21 protein-coding genes and 4 pseudogenes are annotated in these 18,676 nt (G+C 31.4%); 10 read left to right on the forward strand and 15 right to left on the reverse strand.

The features are described from left to right. The first annotated feature begins 125 nt into the window (after window positions 1-125). From CER22_RS19165 to CER22_RS19190, 6 genes and pseudogenes are all read left to right on the forward strand, one after another. On the forward strand, window positions 126-542 hold the full coding sequence (locus tag CER22_RS19165) for a GNAT family N-acetyltransferase (protein WP_088063620.1): 417 nt from the start codon (window positions 126-128) through the stop codon (window positions 540-542). Window positions 543-758: 216 nt separating this feature from the next. Next, on the forward strand, window positions 759-1,274 hold the full coding sequence (locus tag CER22_RS19170; protein WP_088609367.1) for a DinB family protein: 516 nt from the start codon (window positions 759-761) through the stop codon (window positions 1,272-1,274). Between the two features lie 281 nt (window positions 1,275-1,555). Beyond that, on the forward strand, window positions 1,556-1,999 hold the full coding sequence (locus tag CER22_RS19175) for an NUDIX hydrolase (RefSeq protein WP_088063622.1): 444 nt from the start codon (window positions 1,556-1,558) through the stop codon (window positions 1,997-1,999). Between the two features lie 30 nt (window positions 2,000-2,029). Further along, the gene (gene dnaN, locus CER22_RS19180) at window positions 2,030-3,160 is read left to right on the forward strand and encodes a DNA polymerase III subunit beta (RefSeq protein WP_088063623.1); all 1,131 of its coding nucleotides are present in this window, start codon (window positions 2,030-2,032) and stop codon (window positions 3,158-3,160) included. Window positions 3,161-3,182: 22 nt separating this feature from the next. Then, window positions 3,183-3,685: pseudogene (locus CER22_RS19185) on the forward strand (NUDIX hydrolase). A gap of 97 nt (window positions 3,686-3,782) precedes the next feature. Further along, complete coding sequence (locus tag CER22_RS19190) at window positions 3,783-4,721, forward strand: hypothetical protein (protein ID WP_088063624.1); 939 nt, start codon at window positions 3,783-3,785, stop codon at window positions 4,719-4,721. 60 nt (window positions 4,722-4,781) lie between these two features. On the opposite strand, the gene CER22_RS19195 is transcribed toward CER22_RS19190, so the two are convergent. Continuing rightward, the gene (locus CER22_RS19195) at window positions 4,782-5,744 is read right to left on the reverse strand and encodes an MBL fold metallo-hydrolase (RefSeq protein WP_088609368.1); all 963 of its coding nucleotides are present in this window, start codon (window positions 5,742-5,744) and stop codon (window positions 4,782-4,784) included. Between the two features lie 293 nt (window positions 5,745-6,037). Between CER22_RS19195 and CER22_RS33695 the strand changes: the two are divergent. Together CER22_RS33695 and CER22_RS19210 are read left to right on the forward strand one after the other, a co-directional pair. Beyond that, window positions 6,038-6,808, forward strand: a pseudogene (locus CER22_RS33695) (LAGLIDADG family homing endonuclease); the annotation flags it as partial. Between the two features lie 2 nt (window positions 6,809-6,810). Continuing rightward, a pseudogene (locus CER22_RS19210) lies at window positions 6,811-6,954 on the forward strand (RidA family protein); the annotation flags it as partial. Between the two features lie 748 nt (window positions 6,955-7,702). Here CER22_RS19210 and CER22_RS19215 read toward each other — a convergent pair. From CER22_RS19215 to CER22_RS19240, 6 genes are all read right to left on the reverse strand, one after another. Beyond that, complete coding sequence (locus CER22_RS19215; RefSeq protein WP_088609370.1) at window positions 7,703-8,518, reverse strand: YwqG family protein; 816 nt, start codon at window positions 8,516-8,518, stop codon at window positions 7,703-7,705. Window positions 8,519-8,596: 78 nt separating this feature from the next. Further along, window positions 8,597-9,004, reverse strand: coding sequence for a J-domain-containing protein (locus CER22_RS32605; protein WP_097890144.1), 408 nt, complete (start codon window positions 9,002-9,004; stop codon window positions 8,597-8,599). A gap of 21 nt (window positions 9,005-9,025) precedes the next feature. Beyond that, window positions 9,026-10,222, reverse strand: a complete 1,197-nt coding sequence (locus CER22_RS19220; RefSeq protein WP_142291752.1) for an alpha/beta hydrolase — start codon at window positions 10,220-10,222, stop codon at window positions 9,026-9,028. An 80-nt stretch (window positions 10,223-10,302) separates the two neighbouring features. Continuing rightward, window positions 10,303-10,668 (reverse strand): hypothetical protein, encoded by a 366-nt coding sequence (locus CER22_RS19225; RefSeq protein WP_088063628.1) that lies wholly within the window; start codon window positions 10,666-10,668, stop codon window positions 10,303-10,305. 268 nt (window positions 10,669-10,936) lie between these two features. Next, on the reverse strand, window positions 10,937-11,308 hold the full coding sequence (locus CER22_RS19235; protein ID WP_088063629.1) for a YxiJ-like family protein: 372 nt from the start codon (window positions 11,306-11,308) through the stop codon (window positions 10,937-10,939). Window positions 11,309-11,320: 12 nt separating this feature from the next. Further along, window positions 11,321-12,172, reverse strand: coding sequence for a patatin-like phospholipase family protein (locus CER22_RS19240; protein WP_088063630.1), 852 nt, complete (start codon window positions 12,170-12,172; stop codon window positions 11,321-11,323). Window positions 12,173-12,351: 179 nt separating this feature from the next. Between CER22_RS19240 and CER22_RS19245 the strand changes: the two genes are divergently transcribed. After that, window positions 12,352-12,729: a PH domain-containing protein gene (locus tag CER22_RS19245; protein WP_000522465.1), complete on the forward strand. Its 378-nt coding sequence runs from the start codon at window positions 12,352-12,354 to the stop codon at window positions 12,727-12,729. A gap of 121 nt (window positions 12,730-12,850) precedes the next feature. Here the strand turns inward: CER22_RS19245 and CER22_RS32610 are convergent. The 5 genes and pseudogenes from CER22_RS32610 to CER22_RS19270 form a co-directional block, all read right to left on the reverse strand. Beyond that, window positions 12,851-13,324: pseudogene (locus CER22_RS32610) on the reverse strand (GNAT family N-acetyltransferase). Between the two features lies 1 nt (window position 13,325). Beyond that, window positions 13,326-13,847, reverse strand: a complete 522-nt coding sequence (locus CER22_RS19255) for a YfiT family bacillithiol transferase (protein WP_088063632.1) — start codon at window positions 13,845-13,847, stop codon at window positions 13,326-13,328. Window positions 13,848-13,860: 13 nt separating this feature from the next. Further along, complete coding sequence (locus CER22_RS19260; RefSeq protein WP_087984455.1) at window positions 13,861-14,391, reverse strand: GNAT family N-acetyltransferase; 531 nt, start codon at window positions 14,389-14,391, stop codon at window positions 13,861-13,863. Window positions 14,392-14,453: 62 nt separating this feature from the next. Continuing rightward, a complete protein-coding gene (locus tag CER22_RS19265; RefSeq protein ID WP_088609371.1) occupies window positions 14,454-15,776 on the reverse strand; it encodes an NAD(P)-binding protein in 1,323 nt (440 codons plus the stop codon). Between the two features lie 71 nt (window positions 15,777-15,847). Then, window positions 15,848-16,627 carry an undecaprenyl-diphosphate phosphatase gene (locus CER22_RS19270; RefSeq protein ID WP_060486786.1) on the reverse strand — a complete coding sequence of 260 codons (780 nt, stop codon included), beginning with the start codon at window positions 16,625-16,627 and terminating at the stop codon, window positions 15,848-15,850. Window positions 16,628-16,759: 132 nt separating this feature from the next. Between CER22_RS19270 and CER22_RS19275 the strand changes: the two genes are divergently transcribed. Continuing rightward, a complete protein-coding gene (locus CER22_RS19275; RefSeq protein ID WP_000267713.1) occupies window positions 16,760-16,966 on the forward strand; it encodes a hypothetical protein in 207 nt (68 codons plus the stop codon). A gap of 53 nt (window positions 16,967-17,019) precedes the next feature. Here the strand turns inward: CER22_RS19275 and CER22_RS19280 are convergent, their stop codons facing one another. The 3 genes from CER22_RS19280 to CER22_RS19290 all read right to left on the reverse strand — a co-directional run bounded on the left by CER22_RS19280 (window position 17,020) and on the right by CER22_RS19290 (window position 18,653). Then, window positions 17,020-17,400 carry a nucleotide excision repair endonuclease gene (locus tag CER22_RS19280; protein ID WP_001048941.1) on the reverse strand — a complete coding sequence of 127 codons (381 nt, stop codon included), beginning with the start codon at window positions 17,398-17,400 and terminating at the stop codon, window positions 17,020-17,022. 77 nt (window positions 17,401-17,477) lie between these two features. Continuing rightward, complete coding sequence (locus tag CER22_RS19285; RefSeq protein WP_088609372.1) at window positions 17,478-18,041, reverse strand: GNAT family N-acetyltransferase; 564 nt, start codon at window positions 18,039-18,041, stop codon at window positions 17,478-17,480. 39 nt (window positions 18,042-18,080) lie between these two features. Next, complete coding sequence (locus CER22_RS19290; protein ID WP_088063636.1) at window positions 18,081-18,653, reverse strand: hypothetical protein; 573 nt, start codon at window positions 18,651-18,653, stop codon at window positions 18,081-18,083. Window positions 18,654-18,676: the final 23 nt, after the last annotated feature.

Below are 18,676 nucleotides of genomic sequence, written 5' to 3' on the forward strand. Positions count from 1 at the left end.
ATAAAATGTAGTACGGCTTTTCTTTATTTTAGTGAAATGAAACAGTGCTCTACGACTATTAAGTTAGACAGGATATTACGATTATTAAATTGAATAGATACTTTAAAAGGAGTGTGCTACTTAAAATGAAAATAGTAAAACAATGGGTCCAAGAAGATAGTGATTACATAAGAGAAAAAGTAATTGAATATAACCAAAAACATATTTCGGATGAAGAGAAAAAGCCTTCAGAAAAAATTAGTTTTATAGTGAGAAATGAAAAGGAAGAAATTGTAGGCGGAATAACTGCAATTACATTTTGGCACCACGTACATGTCGATTCCCTTTGGGTTTCTGAAGAGTATAGACACGAAGGCTACGGAAGCCAATTAATAAAGCTTATTGAAGAATTTGCAATTGAACAAGAGTGTAGGCTAATCAATTTAGATACTTTTAGCTTTCAGGCACCTGCGTTTTATAAAAAGCATGGATATAAAGTGATTGGAGTAAGTGAAGATCATCCGAAAGGACATAATCATTACTATTTAGAAAAACGTTTATAAAGTGTATATTGAATTAACATTAGTATTTTGAATACAAATTTATCCTTTTGGATTATGCATTTAAAGGAGAATCTTGAGTGAATTCATATTTAGAGGCACTTCTAAAGCAAAAAAAGATCGAAGTGGAATATTAGTTACGGGAAACTAATTATTTATAGCGAATATACCTAAAATAGGCATCTAAATATATGCATTCAGATGAAGGGGGGAAATGTTATGAATTCATTTGTAAATGATAGGTTTGATGAAACGAGAAAACATCTATTCGAGGAAATTATGATATTGGATGATGCTCAATTCAATAGTAAGCCAGACAAGAATAAATGGAGTATAGCACAAGTATGTCATCACTTAGTTTTATTGGATAAAGTGGTCATAAAGGTTATTTCATCTGGCTTAAAAAAGATTGATAGTACCCTAAAAGAGCGTCGAGAAATCCGCTCTATATTACAAGATAGATCGCTAAAATTTATAGCTCCAGGAATGATTGAACCAAGTTTAGAACCATTTGAAGTGCAGAAAATAATCGATATGTTAAACGAATCGAGAAAAGAATTAATGCGTTTCCTAAGTACAATAGAAGATGAATCTATATTAACGATTAAATCAGTGATGCATCCAGCTCTTGGAGAATTACATCTTGATCAGGGGATAGAACTGATCTATTTGCATGAACAGCGTCATATAGAACAAATCAAAGAGATAAAACTACTTTGTGAAATTGGGAAGTAAAAAATCTTTGGCTATTAACAAAAAATACGGGTTTCATATGTATACTTTTAAAATTGATCTAAAGAAACGTTAATTTGGAATCCGTTTGTTATATAAGTTTAACCTCGTCTCAAAATAGGAGCGGGGTTTTTACTAATTTAGGAGTTATTCTGGCATTTTCATTTAGTATTAATTTAATCAATTTTTATTCTAATACTTCGTGAACTTACTATTAAAACAAGTTAATGATAGAATGATAAATAGACAGAAAATTCCTTTTAGTAAAAACAGAGGAGGTACGTATGAAAAAAGTAAATGTTACATATGCACTTTTATACGATAAAACAAATGAAAAGATCTTAATGGTAAAAAATAAAGGAAAGAACGGTTCTTATTACACGCTACCAGGTGGCGCAGTTAAATTGGGAGAAACGTTAGAAGAGGCAGTAACTCGGGAAGTGAAAGAAGAAACCGGGCTACATATAACTGTAAACGGTATTTGTTACATTAGCGAAGCTTTTTTCGAAGAGAGAGGACACCATGCAATTTTCTTTAATTTTTTAGGTGAAATAATTGACGGGCAGGCAAATATAACAAGGCCAAAAGAAATTGAAGAGATTACTTGGATGGAATTACATGAAGCAGCACCGCATTTACGTATACCAGAACACTTACTTAATATATTACAAAGGAAAGAAACAGTGCCTTACTTTTTTAACGGGACAATCGTTCATCAATCTTCATAACATTATCAATTCATGTAAGGCGGGGAAAAAATGGAGTTTATCGTTAATCATAAACATTTCACTCAAGCACTTTCAGAAGTAAGTAAAGCTATATCTACCAAAGCTATAATCCCTATATTATCTGGCATAAAAATAACTGTAGATCAATCGGGAATTACTTTAATCGCAAGTGATTCAAATATTTTCATCGAAAAATTCATCCCTAGTTCCACTGAAGGCGACCAAATTACAACTATAGTAAAAGCAGGAACTATTGTAGTACCTGCAAAATATTTCATTGAAATTATAAAAAAAATGCCAAGCGATGTATCAATAAAAAGTACGAATGAGCAAATAATTACGATACAGTCAGAAGAAATCACATTAAACTTAAATGGACTTCCAGCATATGAGTTTCCGAAAGTACCACTTATAGACGATCATGCAAAAATACAAGCAGAAACAGAACAATTGATTGAAGTATTTAAACAAACTGTCTTTGCAGTAGCTAAAAATGAATCTAGACCCGTTCTTACGGGAGTACATATCGAATTAGAACACAACAAATTAATTTGTGCTGCAACTGATTCACATAGACTTGCTATACGCGAAACGATAATTTCTACAGAGGTAAAAGCAAGTTGTATCGTACCAAGTGCAACTATTAGTGAACTGCTAAAATTAATGAATAGTAATTCAGAATTCGTATACATCTATCTTTCAGAAAGTCACATTATTTTTACATTCGGTACAACTACATTATATTCAAGATTAATTGAAGGAAAATATCCTAATATATCTAGTTTAATTCCAAATGAATTTCAAACAGTCATTAACGTAGATAGAAAAAGAATTTTACAAGGTGTAGATCGATCCAGCTTATTATCAAGTGAATGGGCAAATAACAATGTTAACTTAGAAATCATAGACGAATCCACAATTAAAATTTCTTCTAACGCTTCTCAGATTGGAAAAATATCCGAGACACAACAGATAGATGAGATTCAAGGTGAAAAACAATTAAATATATCTTTCGATGGACGATTTATGATGGATGCTTTAAAGGCGATAAAAGAAGAAACGGTTACTTTAAGTTTCAGCGGTTCTATGAGACCAATATTAATTGAAGCAGGAACACCATCTGCAGCAGTACATCTTATATCTCCAGTAAGAGCTTATTAATAACAAAGGAAGGAATCACATTATGTACAAGCACACTTTATGTTTTATAAAGAGAAATGAAGAGATACTTATGTTAAATAGAGAATATGACCCTGTAAAAGGATTATGGAACGGGGTAGGTGGAAAGGTAGAAACACCTTTAGAAAATGCGATTCGTGAAATAAAAGAAGAGACTAATATAGAAGTTACGCATGAACAAATTCAGTTTAAAGGCATTATTAAGTGGGAGGACTCATCTTACTCTGGTGGTATGTATGTTTATTTAGTAAAGCTACATAATGAATTTACATATCACACTCCAAAAAAGTATCAGAAGGAATTTTAGATTGGAAAGAGATTTCTTGGATTCTAAGTGACTATAATTACGGCGTAGGAGAGATGATACCTAAATTTTTACCGGATTTATTCCACAATGAATTAATATTAGAGCACAATTTTGTTTTATCTAATCATAAATTAATAGATTATAGGAATGCGGAATTGATTAAGCAGGATAGTTCTATAGATAATATAGTTCAATTATAAAAAGCAGGAATTGTAATCTATAATACGCAGCACAATCATTATAACCTAAATATAAAAGCCATAGATTATTCGAAGAGTAGCTAAGGAGAAAACTTATATGAGGATGAGTGTAATGAAGAAAATAATTATTTTACTCATAGCTGTAGTTTTAATTACTTTTGCTTTTTATCAATACAACAAAAAAGATAGCGTAGCTAAAAATGATAAAGTGTATGTAGAAGACTTTAAAGGTAAAAATGATTCAAACAAAATACAATCTGCTATTAATAAAGCAGAATCAAGTACAATTAAAACAGTATTGCTTGAGGATAAGAAGTATAAAATCACGTCACCAATCGTAGTGAAAAAAGGTGTAAAATTATTATTCGGTTATGGAACACAGTTTGTTGTTGAAGGTAATTTCAGAGTTCTAGAATTAGAAAAAAACGCTTCTATCGAAGGAGCCTATATAGCTGTAAACGATCCTACATTTAATTCTGAAGTTATATATTTAGACGGCAAAAATAAGTATTATAACACTTGGCACAAAACACAAATAAAAGATATAAATATTATTAATTGGACAGAAACAAATAAAGGTACTGGAATTTCTTTGTATTCTGGTGGGAAAGAAAATGAAATTTCATTTATTAACTTTGAAAATATAAAAGTTGTAGGAATGGAAACTGGGCTGAAATTAGTAGCAAAGAAACCGCAATCTGGTTATGCTTGGATAAATGCCAACCGTTTTATAAACTTCTCACTTGAAGATTGTGTAAATATGATTTATATGGATAGTAATGTAACTACACCAAATGAAATTAGCGGTAATCAATTTACAAATCTACAATTACAGCCATCAAGTAAAACGAAAAATATATTAAGAGTAAGTGGACAACATAACGAGTTCAATGGAATGGTGTGGGATTTACAGAAAATCAATCACGAAAACGAACTTATTGAACTAACTGATAAAAGTATGAATACGGTTATTAATATTAACTCTGTACAAACAAATAGAGTTTTAGATAGCGGTAAAGCAAATATAGTGAAATAAGGTTAAATACAGAAAAAGAGCGAATTCCTTATAATAGAGATCGCTCTTTTTTATTTATAGTTAAATTTCTCTCCACCAAGTTGATGAAGGATAGTCTGTAGATTTTAACGTGATAGATTCACCAATTTGTGGCGTTGCAATATTAACTCCTAAACGCTTTGCTTCTTTTGTCACACGTTCAATAGGATCACTCCATTCATGTAATGATAATGTAAAAGCACCCCAATGAATCGGAAGAAGTAATTCTCCTTTCACGTCAATATGAGCTTGCACTGTCTCTTCTGGTAACATATGAATAGCAGACCACCTTGGATCATATTGCCCGCATTCCATTAACGTAAGATCGAATGGACCGTATTTATCACCAATCTCCTTAAAGTGAGGAGCATACCCGCTATCACCACTAAAGAAAACTTTAGTCTCTTGACCAAGAATAAGCCATGAACACCATAACGAACAATCTCTATCTGTCATACTTCGTCCTGAGAAATGCCTTGCAGGTGCGCAAACTAATTTTATATTATCAAACGTAATTTCGTCCCACCAATTATGTTCACTAATTTTGCTAGGTGAAACACCCCATTTAATTAAATATTGCGCAACTCCAGTTGGAACATAAAAATGCTTCGCACGATCTTTTAACTGCATAATACTCTTGTAATTCAAATGGTCATAGTGATTATGTGAAATGATAATCGCATCAATTTCTCGAAGGTCTTCACGTTCTAAAGAAAAAATACCACTATAACGTTTACTATTAAACAGAGGAAATGGGGAAGAGGCATCTCCAAACATTGGGTCTAATAACAATGTTTTACCTTCTATTTTCAAAAGAGAAGCAGAGTGCCCAAACCATGTCACACTCTCTAAAGACTCATTATTTTTATCCGATAAAACAATAGGTAAATTCTTTAAAGGACGCAGCTTTGATTTCATTTTAAAGTAATCAGTCATTAAACCGATTATATCTTTCGGTTTAAAATTTACATCAGTATGAATTTGATTCATATATTTCTTTTTCATTCGTTCTCCTTTTTACGTTTAACAATATACGTATGTTGTTATTGTAGCTATTTGTAGTTTAAACGAAATTAATTTACCTTTCATCTTAAATTCAGTACATTTCATAAATTTGTCAAATTCATTATTCTTATATATAAAAAATAAATCAGGCAGCAGATAAAACAAATATAAAGTAAATGTAAATTGTTTTAATTTGGTAAATACTTTCTTATAAACAACGAAGAACATACGTTTCGTTATATGTTGTAGAAGAAAATACGTCTCTAATTATTAAAAGGAAGGAGAGGATGTAAGTGCAAATAGAGAGAAAAAAGAAATCAAAATGTAAACTATCAAAATCTCAAATAACTCAGCTATATGCAGAAGGGAAGAGTACCTCAGAAATAGCTACGCTTGCCAATGTGTCTGCTAGATATATTCGTATGGTTTTAACAGACAATAACGTTCCAAGGCGTGCTATAGGGAGTTGGAAAAGGAAGTATGACATATCAGAAGATTATTTTAAAACATGGTCAAATAACATGGCTTATATTTTAGGATTTATAGCAGCAGATGGTGTTATACAGAAAGAAAATCAATGTGTCAGTATATCTCAAAAAGAAAGTTACATTTTAGAAGATATAAAACAAGAACTACACACCAACCAGCCACTATATCAAAATAAAAAAACAGGCGTATAGATGCTAAACATTAATAGCAAAACAATAAAAGACGACCTTATGAATATACATGGAATCATGCCATGTAAATCATTAAATATCAAATTCCCATTCGTGCCTGAAGAATATTTACATCATTTTGTTCGTGGATATTTTGATGGGGATGGTTACGTCAAATATGAAAATTATATAGTAAGCTTTGTAGGAGGATCATATAGATTTATGAATTCTTTACATCAAATTCTTCAAAATCACAATTTACGAGCCGATTTACTAAATCAAAACAAACATTATCGCTTTATTTTATCTGGAAGAAAATCAATACAACTATTTTCAAATTGGATTTATAAAGACAAAGATATTTATTTGCATAGAAAATATGAAGTGTTTCAGAAAGAAAGTCTAAGATTTCTCAAATGGCCATTGTTAGAGATATTCGAGATCAATACATTGATACTAAGAATCCACCAGCAAGTTCGGCTGTAGAAGTTAGAAAGTTAATTAACGATAACTTATTAATTGAAATCGAAGCAATTGCTGTAGCAAACTAATTTTAAAAACTTATCTAATTTTAAAAACTTATTCGTAATCATATCAATGCAATTCGTTTAATGCGTTCATTTAAAACGAATTGCATTTTTTATTGTCTTAAATATAATTTATATCTGGAGACATTTTTATCAACAACTTATAAAACAACAAAAAAACAAACAACTAAACAATCAATCACACAGAATGATTAAAAAGAACAAGGGGAGGCTAATCACCAACGCTAACATTTAATAAGTTTATTATTCTAAGTTAGTTAACATAATATATATTATAGGCAGTTGTAGAAAAAAGCGATATCAGGTATCAAAAACCAAGTAAACTATACTTAATGAGACGGAGCGGAGATTTTTAGTGAGATTTACATAAAATCGTATCTAAACGAATTTCTACAGTTTTTATCATTCTTTTTGTTATAAATCCATCACAGCAAATTCAAATCAATAATCCATTAAGAATTATCGAATCAAAAACATTTTGTATAGAAATAATTTTTATACAGAAAAATTATTTCTATACAAAATATAAATTATTAAATTCATTTTATGTTTTACTTAATAAATTTATATTGCTATTTACACACGTTTTATAACTTTAGATTATTTGTTGTTATTTCTGTCAGTTACACTTGACTTTTATTGTACTTACCGTTCTTTATTCTAGTTAACATAACGTTTATTTTTAACATAAAAAAATCTCCCTCACCTTTAGGAAGATTTTTTAGCTTGCTAGTATTTCAGTTATATGTTTTTAATAACAATCCCAATTGTAAATAACATTGGAAAAATCTAGATTTAATAAATCGTCTTTCTTTATAAAGAAATTAGCAATACCAGAATCTCCCCACATAATATTTAATGAATCATCTGTATCAATTTGCAACAATAACATGTCATGTTGCTGGTATTTTTCTTCCCATTCCCTTGGATCTGTCTGTGTGAAAAATGGATAACCACCAATTTTATGCCCTTGATCTTTACATAAATCATCATACAGTTCGCCTAATTCAGTATTATTTTCTTCATCAACAATTTCTTCCCAATCAATTTCCTCACTAAACATCTTTTCAAATCGATAATCCCTTGATGTTATTGGTTGATAACCTAATTCAAGCTTTAATTTCGCTGCTTCAGGAATGATAAAGTTCTCTAATTCTGAAGTGTTTAAATAACTAAAATCAGTAATTACCTTATTTAAATCTTCTATAATTGTAGAATGATAAATAATTCGAAAGTCTTTTTGGATTGTTGGATGATCAAAATCTGCTCCGTAAAGTTCATCTTCAGCACTTACGAAAAACTGTAGCATACCCTTTTGAGGCATATATTCAACATGCGGCATTTCTTCAAAGTTTAGCTGCGCTAGTAACATCATAGGTTGTCCATTTGAATCTTTAGGATGCTCTTGATCTATAGGTAAATACGGATAACCACCAAATTTACTTTCAAAAAGCGTTGTCTCTGCTAATGTTCCAGACACTTTAATATAAGGTTTCACACTTTCTTCTAAAATACTACGATACTGCTCTAGTTCTTTCGGAATTTGAAGCTGATACGTATTCTTCATTACATTTGCCTCCCTTTAATAATGAATTGAAAATGCCTTACTTAATTATATAGCAAAAGATAGCTTCATTGAAAATTGTTAAAAATCCGTTTTCACCCTCGTTTTTTGTGCACTTGGTGGACAAAGTAGATTATGTTCTAAAACCTTTTTATTAATAGTTCGAATTAAATCCGCTGCTTCTGTAGTATTTGTATTTTCTTTTAGCTTTTCTTTTAAATCATCAATTTCCTTTGAAAGCTCAATCCACCTAGGTAAAACATGATTATTCTTTAACGTTCTATAAAGTTGCTTTTCAGGATTGTATGAAAGGTCTTTATCAAGATTAAGAGGTTTCCCTTTACCTGGCAAATTATCAAAAGACCCTTTCTTTTCTGCTTCTTTAACGATAGAACTAATATGATCCTCATACGTATAAGACCAAACTTTCTCATCTTTTACTAATATCTCTTGCTTTTTTAGTTTTTTATCTAGTTCTTCTTGATTCATAGACTCTCTCTCCTTTTTAATTTAGAGTGTTGTTTTTGTAAGTTTTAATGCTTTCAATTCATCAAACAACTTTTCTCGCCACCAAACACCGTCATGTCCGCCTTGAAACTCTTCATAAGTAATTTGGTACCCTTTTTCTTTTAAAGCTTTATACAGGCGTCTATTAGCCGTTAAAAGAGGTTTGTTTTCAAGTTCTCCTGCTGCTATGTAAAAATGAGGTTGACTCGTATCGGAATCTATAGATGAAATTTGATTTTCAATCCAAGGAATTTGATTTTCATAACCATCCTTTTTCCAATGCACGGATCCAGACATTGACAACACGTTTCCGAAAACATGTGGATTTTGAAGTGCTGCATAAAAAGCTGCTAAGCCACCAAGACTGAAACCGGCAATTGTTGTATGTTTCGCTTCTTGATGCACACGATACTTAGCATGAATCCACGAAAGTAATTCCTCCGTTAAAAATGCATTCATTTTATCGTTATAAGTTAGCTCTTCTAGTCGATCAACAGGATCTATTGCAACAGCAATACAAGATGGGATTTCTTTTTCGTATATTAAATAATTGAGTGTTCTTGCGATTGAAAGGTTATTAATGAATGAATTCCCATCAAATGCAATGAGAAGTTCTTGAAGGTGTGAAGTGTGAGAATAGTCATGAGGCGTATAAATATGAATGTTACGTGTGTTATTTAAAATCGTACTATGAAAAGAATATGTTTCAATTTTTCCAGATGGATAATGATCTGAAGGGAAACGACTGCTATACTGCACTTCCATCCCTATACTTAACACTGATGCTTTATTAGCACCTTCTCCAAATGTATTTCCATTAAATCGGTCTAGTTCGTACTGTTCACTACGCTTTATCCAATCATTTTCGAAAAAATCGTTTACTGAAAAATAGTAAGTTGAAATAAAACTCTTATCCGTCCTAAACGTTTCATACCAAATATCTGTCTGTAACAATCGTTTTAATTGATTTACAGACAGATCCCAACCAGGAAAACTACCGAATACATAAACATTTTCAGTTTTTTGGTCCCCTAACCATATATACGTTATAAGCTTATACTGATTATTTACAGGACATTGTTCTATTAGTGGCGTATGATTTGACTTTATTTCATGCAAAAAAGTATAAAAAGCTTTCTCGTTTCCATTTTTTAATTGATTATTAAGCTCCTCTAATTTAGGACTAATTATTGAAGTCACCCATCTTCCTCCTTTGTATTTCTTTTCACTAGATTGCTTTTATAAAAATTAGGATTAGGATGATATTGTATTTAGATGAGTTATTTATTAGAAAGTTTATCAATTGCCTGAATAGAAAGTTCCAACGCTTTGATTCGTCTTGTTAAAAGAGTTCTTTGCGGACTACCTACTTTAGACTTATCATAGGCTCTCTCAATTGATGGAAGTAAACCAACAAGGACATTACGAGCTTCTGCTAACTCTTCTTGACTATACTGGTGACTTTCTTGATTCCAAACGTTTTCTAGTACTGCTAACCCTACACAAACGGCTTTAAGTCGTTTTTTCACTAATGTAGTATTTGCACCTTTTTGAGTCATCTGTAATAATGCATTTTCAAGTTTACGAATAGTCGATTGTAAAGATTTTCTTGATTCCGATTTATCTATATTTGATACGTTTTCCATTTTACTGTTGTTCCTCCTGGCTTAACTTATTTAATACTGGATATAATAAGTACTTGATTTCACTCGAAATATTTTATCATAAATAACTAACGATATTCGAGTTGGACAATCCATTAAAGGAAAACAATCGCTAAACGCCTCTCCTCCCTTACTTCATTCTATAATTACTTCTTTCTGCACATTAAAATTCCTATATAAGCAAGGTATAAATATTGTCTTTTTTATGAACAAAATACGCACAAGCAGCATAACTTGTACGTTTTAATTTTTATTCAGTAAGATAATATAGTAATAGTTTTCGCGCTTTCTCATAATTCATGAAATCTCTATACAAAACGGGATACTTCACAATTTCTGTTTCTATAGAACGATATTGCGGAAACCATTCAAAAAACGATTTCCTTAACCACTTTATTTGCTGAAACGTAATGTTCTGTTCGTTTCCATTTAGTACAGAACTTAAAGTACCTGCTGTATGCATCCAATAATGATTAAAATCAGCGTTTATACAGTCATCATCTGTAAATTTACTTTTTAAGTCTCGTTGCAATTTTCCTGTAGCACGATACGGAAACGGTTTATGCAGCAGACTATGCATTTTCTGCAATTCATTAAAAATAACCATTTTACCTAATAGCAACTTTCCACCCCTTTATTTCTCTATCCAACTTAATAATTTTTCATAATGATATTGAGCATCTGTATAGCCAAGATTATATAAATTAACTAGCTTTTCTTTATTTCTTTCTATTCCGCTTATAGGAAGTTGTGAGCTAGGCTGAATTACATAAAAATTATCTTTCTGTTCGTTGCCATTCATATAAGTTACGGTTTCATTATAATAACGATAATGTTCTACTAAATGTTCTGCGATTTTCGGATATTTACTATATAAAATTTTAGCCAGACCAGAAAATTTATTCCGCTGCTTCTCATATCCTTCTGGCTTTGTCATAATCACGACGTTCTTTTGATAACCATCAGTTTGTGCTTTTAGAACCGGTATAGGATCTATAATCCCTCCATCTAGCAATTTTAGATTATCATATTCTACAGCAGGCGCTATAAACGGTACAGAACTTGATGCGCGAATGATTTTTAAAATATCATTTCCGTGTTCTATTTTATTGTAATAAACTGCTTTTCCTGAATCACAATCAGTCGTTCCTATAACAAATTGTTCATTGGAATTTAAGAAAGTTTGAAAATCAAATGGAACAACTTTATTAGGGACTTCATCAAATAAAAAGTCCATTCCAAATAATTCACGTTTTCGAATCAAATTTCGATAAGATATATATCGGTGATCTGACACTAGCTCTGTATTTACTTTTTTATTCCTTCCTTTTTGACGTGATAAATAAGTTGCGCCCATACATGCACCAGCGGATACGCCAACTACATACGGAAAGAATAAGTTCTTTTCCATAAAATATTCGAGTACTCCTGCAGTATATAGACCTTTCATTCCTCCGCCCTCTAATACTAAACCTATATTTTTCATGCTATATCCCTCTGCTTCTTTTTTCTTACTTACATGTTAACACAAGATTTTAAGACGAGGTTATATAAACGAATTGCAATAATAACCAGAAACTACTAAAGTAATGTCATAATTTCTTAGTAAATAGCATGGTACAATATAAGTAATACATTCCACAATTAACCGAGGAGGAATTTCATATGGGTTTATTTAGCGGTATTTTAGGAAATGCATCAAATGCGAGTACAGAAAGTGTAGAACGTGATTTAGAGAAGATTATGTTAGACGATGAGAAAGTTGAACATGCTTATAAATTAATTCGTGATTTAATCGTATTTACAAATCGTCGTCTTATTTTAGTAGATAAACAAGGGATATCAGGTAAAAAAACAGAGTATCATTCTATTCCTTATAAAAGCATTACACAATTTAGCATTGAAACAGCTGGGCATTTTGATTTAGACGCTGAGCTTAAAATTTGGGTATCTAGTTTGAGTACACCAATTACGAAAGAATTTAAAGGTGACGATAGTGTTTTAAGCATTCAAAAAGCGTTAGTAACATATACGACGAAATAACGCTTTTATGTATATTTATTCAGTTCCAAAATTACTAACCCGAGTATTTTGGAAGAATATGCATCGTTTTTGTATATTTAATCTTAAGTAACAGAAAAAGGTAAAGCGTATTTCAAATGCTTTACCTTTCTTTTTTGTAATAAATGAGTGTAGTTTTATCATTTAATTTCTTTATTACTTCTGTTCTTTTATACCCCGTTTTTTCGTATAGAAAACAATTTCTTTCTTCTTCTAAAATCGTAGCAAGTTCAAAACTCCTTGCTTTTGGAAACATCTTTTCAATTAAAATAAGTACCTTTTGAGCGATTCCTTTCCCTTGATAGATTGGATGAATGAACATTGGACTGATTCAAAATTTATAAGGTAGTTCTTTTTGGGATATACATATCGCTCCAACAAGGTTCGAATCTATTATCATCTTATAAAAGTTGTTGCTTGGATTATTTATCCTTAAAATAGTTTTTTCAATAGTTTCATTTGCTGGATTTGTTTCATAGTCTTTATATTTATTTAATAAAGGGCTAAATGAGTCTATTTGCATTTGAAATAAAACTGCTGCATCATTTTCTGTTGCCTTCTCTAATCCAATCTCCATGTTACCAATTTAGTCGCTTTCTTAATGAAGTTATATGCGCTGTATGATGACGTCCATGCCATGCATATAGTCCAATTGCAGCAGCAAGTTTTGTTTCACCAGTTTCTGGATGATTAAATGTCTTTTCTAGATCTTCTAGTTCTAGAGAATATAAAAGGTTAACCCATCTTTTATGTAACGATTCTAACATTACTAGTGAAACGTCTACTGGTAATTTAGAATCAGGTAGTTCTGCCCACTTCTCTTCTTTATATGGTTTAATAGTAGGATTCTTTTCTGTTAGTGCTAATTTAAAGCGTATGTAGCTATTCATATGGCTATCAACAACGTGATGAACTACTTGACGAACCGTCCATCCACCAACTCGATATGGTGTGTCTAACTGCTTCTGATCTAAATCTTTAATTGCTTTTGCTAGTTCATTAGGTAAATCTTCAATTTCTTGAATCCATGTATCAATCATTTCTTCAGTTATAGGACGTTTGGATGTAAATTGCCCAATTGGATAACGTAAATCATTCATGTATAAGTCCCCCTTAATATAAGCGCGAAGTATTTCTCCATATATAATGTACAAAATTCACATGTTCTCCATTTAATTCTACAGATGTTGTATCTGCTTCGTTATGATAGGAAGAAAACCCGCTTTTTTCTAATACACTTTGTGATGCGAGATTATTAGTAGTTGTTTTAGCATGAATCTCATTAATTTTATTATTTTTCGCTACGTCTAAAACTAATTTTACAGCTGCTGTTGCAACCCCTTTTTTAGTAAACTTTTCTCCGACTCGATACCCTAATGAACTGCTTCGAGTTTCTGTATCAATATCTACTAAATTTATTCGTCCTACAATTTCTTTTTCTTCATTACGAATTAAATAAAAATAAGAATCTCCATCCGCTTGTTCTATTAATAAATCGTCTAGTAGCTTTCGGAAATATTCAAAATTAAAATATTGTGAGCCACGATTTGGTACCATTGTTTCAAAAAAAGATTTATTCGTAAGTTCAAACGTAAATAAATCTTTAGCATCGTGTTTCTTTAATTGTTCTATGTATATTTTCATCTCGCTCACTCCTTCTATATATACTAACTGTTATATATTCTTTTTAATCGATTATTTTCCTGCTATTTCTTTCGCTTCAGTAATACAGCAAGTAGTACTTTCGGATGAAATAGGTGCAATGGACTACGAATTAAATTCATAACTCTTACTAATCGAATATAAACATCAGAGTCAGTTGCAGATAGTTCATATATTTGTTTCGTATACCATAGCTGAAATTTTTGCTTCATCGATAATTTTCTTGTTAGCTGAGGATGACGTGATATTTCCGTTGTAGTCATTTCCCAAGGAGTTTGTATGATATTAGCGGTCTTTTTATAAAATCGCTGTGTAAATGTTTTATCAAGCTTTTGTCTCTTTTGCAAAAGTAACTGCAATTGGTGAGCTTCCATAGCTGCAACTGAAACACCTTGCCCAAAAACAGGATCAAAACGACAATGTGCATCCCCAACTACTAACAATCCTTCTGGTAAATGATTAACTAAATCAAATCGCCGACGTACTTGATAAGGAATTTTGTACGTTTTGATATTTGAAATTGCCTCAGCTTTATTTAGAAAATCTGTCACATTAGAAATTGATAGGTTTTCAGCAAAATCATAAAACTCATCATCTGTTTGTGGTGCTTTCTCATTTGCATATCCGCTGAAAGTAACAAAATAGCGATTATCCTCAATCGTTTGAATAAGAACACCATACGGATTGTCAGGGAAACTTGGAGACATTAGCATATTACAACAGTCTAATTTCTCATTTTCATTGAGTTTAAACATTCTAGTTGCGTAAAACAAATCAATGCGCACTTTCTCTTCTTGCACTTCAATATTGTATTCACGTAACCACGCTATACTTTTTGAACCGAATCCGCTTGCATCAACAACAATATCTGCTTGAATTTCTTCTTGCGTGCCCGTCTCTAAGCATTTAGCTTTTACTCCACTTACTTTGTTAAGCTTTCCATCTACTAATAAACCATCAACTAATGTTCCAAATTTAGTGGTAACATTTGAAATATCATTAATTCGTTTTTGAATATGCCATTCAAGCAAAAACCTACTTTGTTGAATCATATGTACTTTACCTATGAATTGCTGTTTCCATAAACCAAATTGATGCCATTTTATATCACGAGTAAAGTTATTTACGATACTACCTGTTTCAATTAATTCATTAGTGATAGTAGGAAACAATTCCTCAATCGCTTTTTCTCCACCTTTTAATAACACATGAGGATGATTACTTTGTGGAACTCTTTTTCTCGAAGACTTTCCATCCCATCTTTCACCAGCTTCTATAATGATTACTTCTTTAAAAGTAGATGATAATGCTTTTGCTGCGAGTTTTCCTGCGATACTTCCGCCAATAACGATAGCCTTATTAAACATATTTTCCCCCTTAATGAAAGAAGACCCTGCCTTGTATGAATGAAACAGGATCTAAACGAATAGTTACTACATTAAAACACATGAGTAAATTGTAACGTTAAAATTAAAATGCCTAATCCCCATACGTAATACGCGAATACTTTTAAGGAGTGACGTTTTAAATATTGAATCATCCATGAAACGGCTATATAACCGAAAAACGCTGCTGATAATGTGCCGACGATTAAAGATGTACTAGAAATAGATTCTGCTTTCCCTTGATAAACATCTGCTAATTGCAAAATGATAGCTCCGACAATGGCTGGCGTTGATAATAAAAAAGAAAAGTAAGCAGCAGTTTCGCGGTCTAACTTCCTCCATAATGCAGCAACGATTGTCATACCAGAACGAGAAATTGCTGGGAAAATAGCAGCAGCTTGAAATGAACCGATAATAAATGCATCTTTATATGTAATGTCATCCATTTTTTTACGACCATTTTTTTGTTTATCAGCCATATATAGAAAGAAACCTGTCACTAAAAACTCCCATCCAATCGTAATGCCTGTTTTTGAAATATCCTCAAAAAAGTCTTTAAATAACAATCCGATTACAACTGCGGGTATCGTCCCGACAATAAGTAGTAGCATTAGTTTGGAAAATGGATTTTTAATTAAATATATAAATTCTTTTTTGTAATAAATAAACACTGCAAGCAAAGTTCCAATGTGCAGCATCGTATCTAAAAACAATCCTGCTTCATCTAATTGAAACAAATGCCTTCCTAAATAAAGATGACCCGTACTACTTATCGGTAAAAACTCTGTTAAACCTTGTATGATCCCTAATATAAAAGCTTCTAACCAATTCATGATGGTCCCCTTTCTCGTTTGCTTGTACCAATATATGAAGGTTAAATTTTCGATATGAAAAAAACTATATTTCTCTATGAATTTACTTTTATTTTATAGATATATATGTAAAAAGAGGTAAGGAGGGTTACTATGTGGCAACATACGAAATTCGGCAATGTATTACTGTGGGCAGGACCTATCCTTGTGTTTATAGGGTTATGTATGACAAATGTTATTTCTGATATTCCTTTTTTTGAGGGAAAACATAAATCGATTGGAATTGTACTTATATGTATAGGTGTATGCTGTTTTATTGTTGCTAATCATTTAAAAAAAGGAGAAAAATATGAGGACTAAATTTAAATAAAAAAACAATCCCAGTATATGCGCTAGGATTGTTTTTTTATTACTTATTTATAGAATACTTTATCAACGTTATATTTTGCTTTATATTCATTAATAATGTAAGTTTCGTAAATTTCTCTTTCTGTTGGATCCTCTACGATACATGCATCGATGCGGTATACTTCATCACGGTGATTTTTAATTGGTGAAACATTGTCTTCAAAATGCTTCTTAATACGTTGTCTAATTTTACGAGCTTTACCTACGAAAAGAAGTTCGTCATTAATATTGTAAAACATAAAAATGCCGCCTTTATCTCTAGGGAACAAGTGGAAATCGATAAATCCATTAATTGGAGTAATTATTGGCTCGTCTCCTTTAATAACTTGTTTACGTTCAGTAATTGAAACATCAGCTTCAGGAATATTAATTTTAATCAAGTTCATTCACGTCCTCTTTTATTATAAAGATAAATAATAGCATACATATGTAAGAAAAGCTACGTTCAGAGGCATATTTCATTTTATAATTCAAATATTATAGGTGTATCATGTAAACTCTTCTTCCAAATCATATGATCGCTTGATTCTCCCCAATACTCCTTCAGTACATAACTAGGTTCTCCAAACTTCTTCGTCCATATACTTTGTGCTTTTTTGTATCCACTATCTAAACAGTATTCTGTTATTCCTCTGCTAAGTAACGTAATATACATTGCATGTAGTAATAAATTGCCTATGCCATTTCGTTGATATTCAGGTAGTACAAATACAGTTCCTATTTCATATAAATCTTTAAACACACCACCTGTACAACTATTAATCAATGTACTTGCTGGGCCGATTTCAATTGTTCCAATGATTTTATCGTTACTTGTATCAATTGCTAATAAAAAGTAACGACTTTCTCCATTACTCTCCAAATCATTTTTCAAATATTGTTTTTTCGTGTTAATTTCATTTTCTATGTCATCTAATAATTGTGATAACCCTTCATTTTTAAATGTATCAGTAATAACAAGACGAAAAAACATATTCAGTTCATCTACATCATCCGAATTAGGTCTTCTAATTTTAACGTTATACACGACTTGAATCTCCAATCTTTAAAAATATATGAGAAATTGTTAAGACCATACTTTATATACTCTATTCAACATTATTCTACAAATGCCTGCATAGATCCAGCAGTATAGAAAGCTCAGAATAAATATTAATAGAATAATTTTTATATCCAAAGTTGTATGAACAGTAGGACCTAATACAGGAAATCGAAAGATATCAAGTACAATTATAATACCTAGAAGTAGACATATTGCTGAAAAGGAAACAATCAAAATCCTTCTCTTGAATTGTATAAAGGATACTCCTAACGCTATACCTAATAAACCTGTAGTAAAAGGAAAGACAATTAGTTCGCTTGGCTCAATAATAAATAATAGGAGAATAGTAAGAATGTAAGAAAGTATTCCCGTGCGAGTAGAATAACAAATAGCGAAAAATATAGGCAGCGTCGCAAAAGGACTAATAAATAAGCCTATACCAGGGATTAGGTTCCCGGCAGATTGAAAAATAGCAGCAAGTGAACCGAGTAACGCTGTAATCACTAACCTCTTTGCTGGCGTCATCTTTCTTTTATGAACAAAATTCGCATCATGCGCGATCATCGGTTGATACCAATAGTTTCTAAAGTGATTCATCAAAATCCCCCTAAAGATATCTA

The organism is Bacillus sp. K2I17, assembly GCF_002209985.1.
GTDB classification, from domain to species: domain Bacteria; phylum Bacillota; class Bacilli; order Bacillales; family Bacillaceae_G; genus Bacillus_A; species Bacillus_A wiedmannii.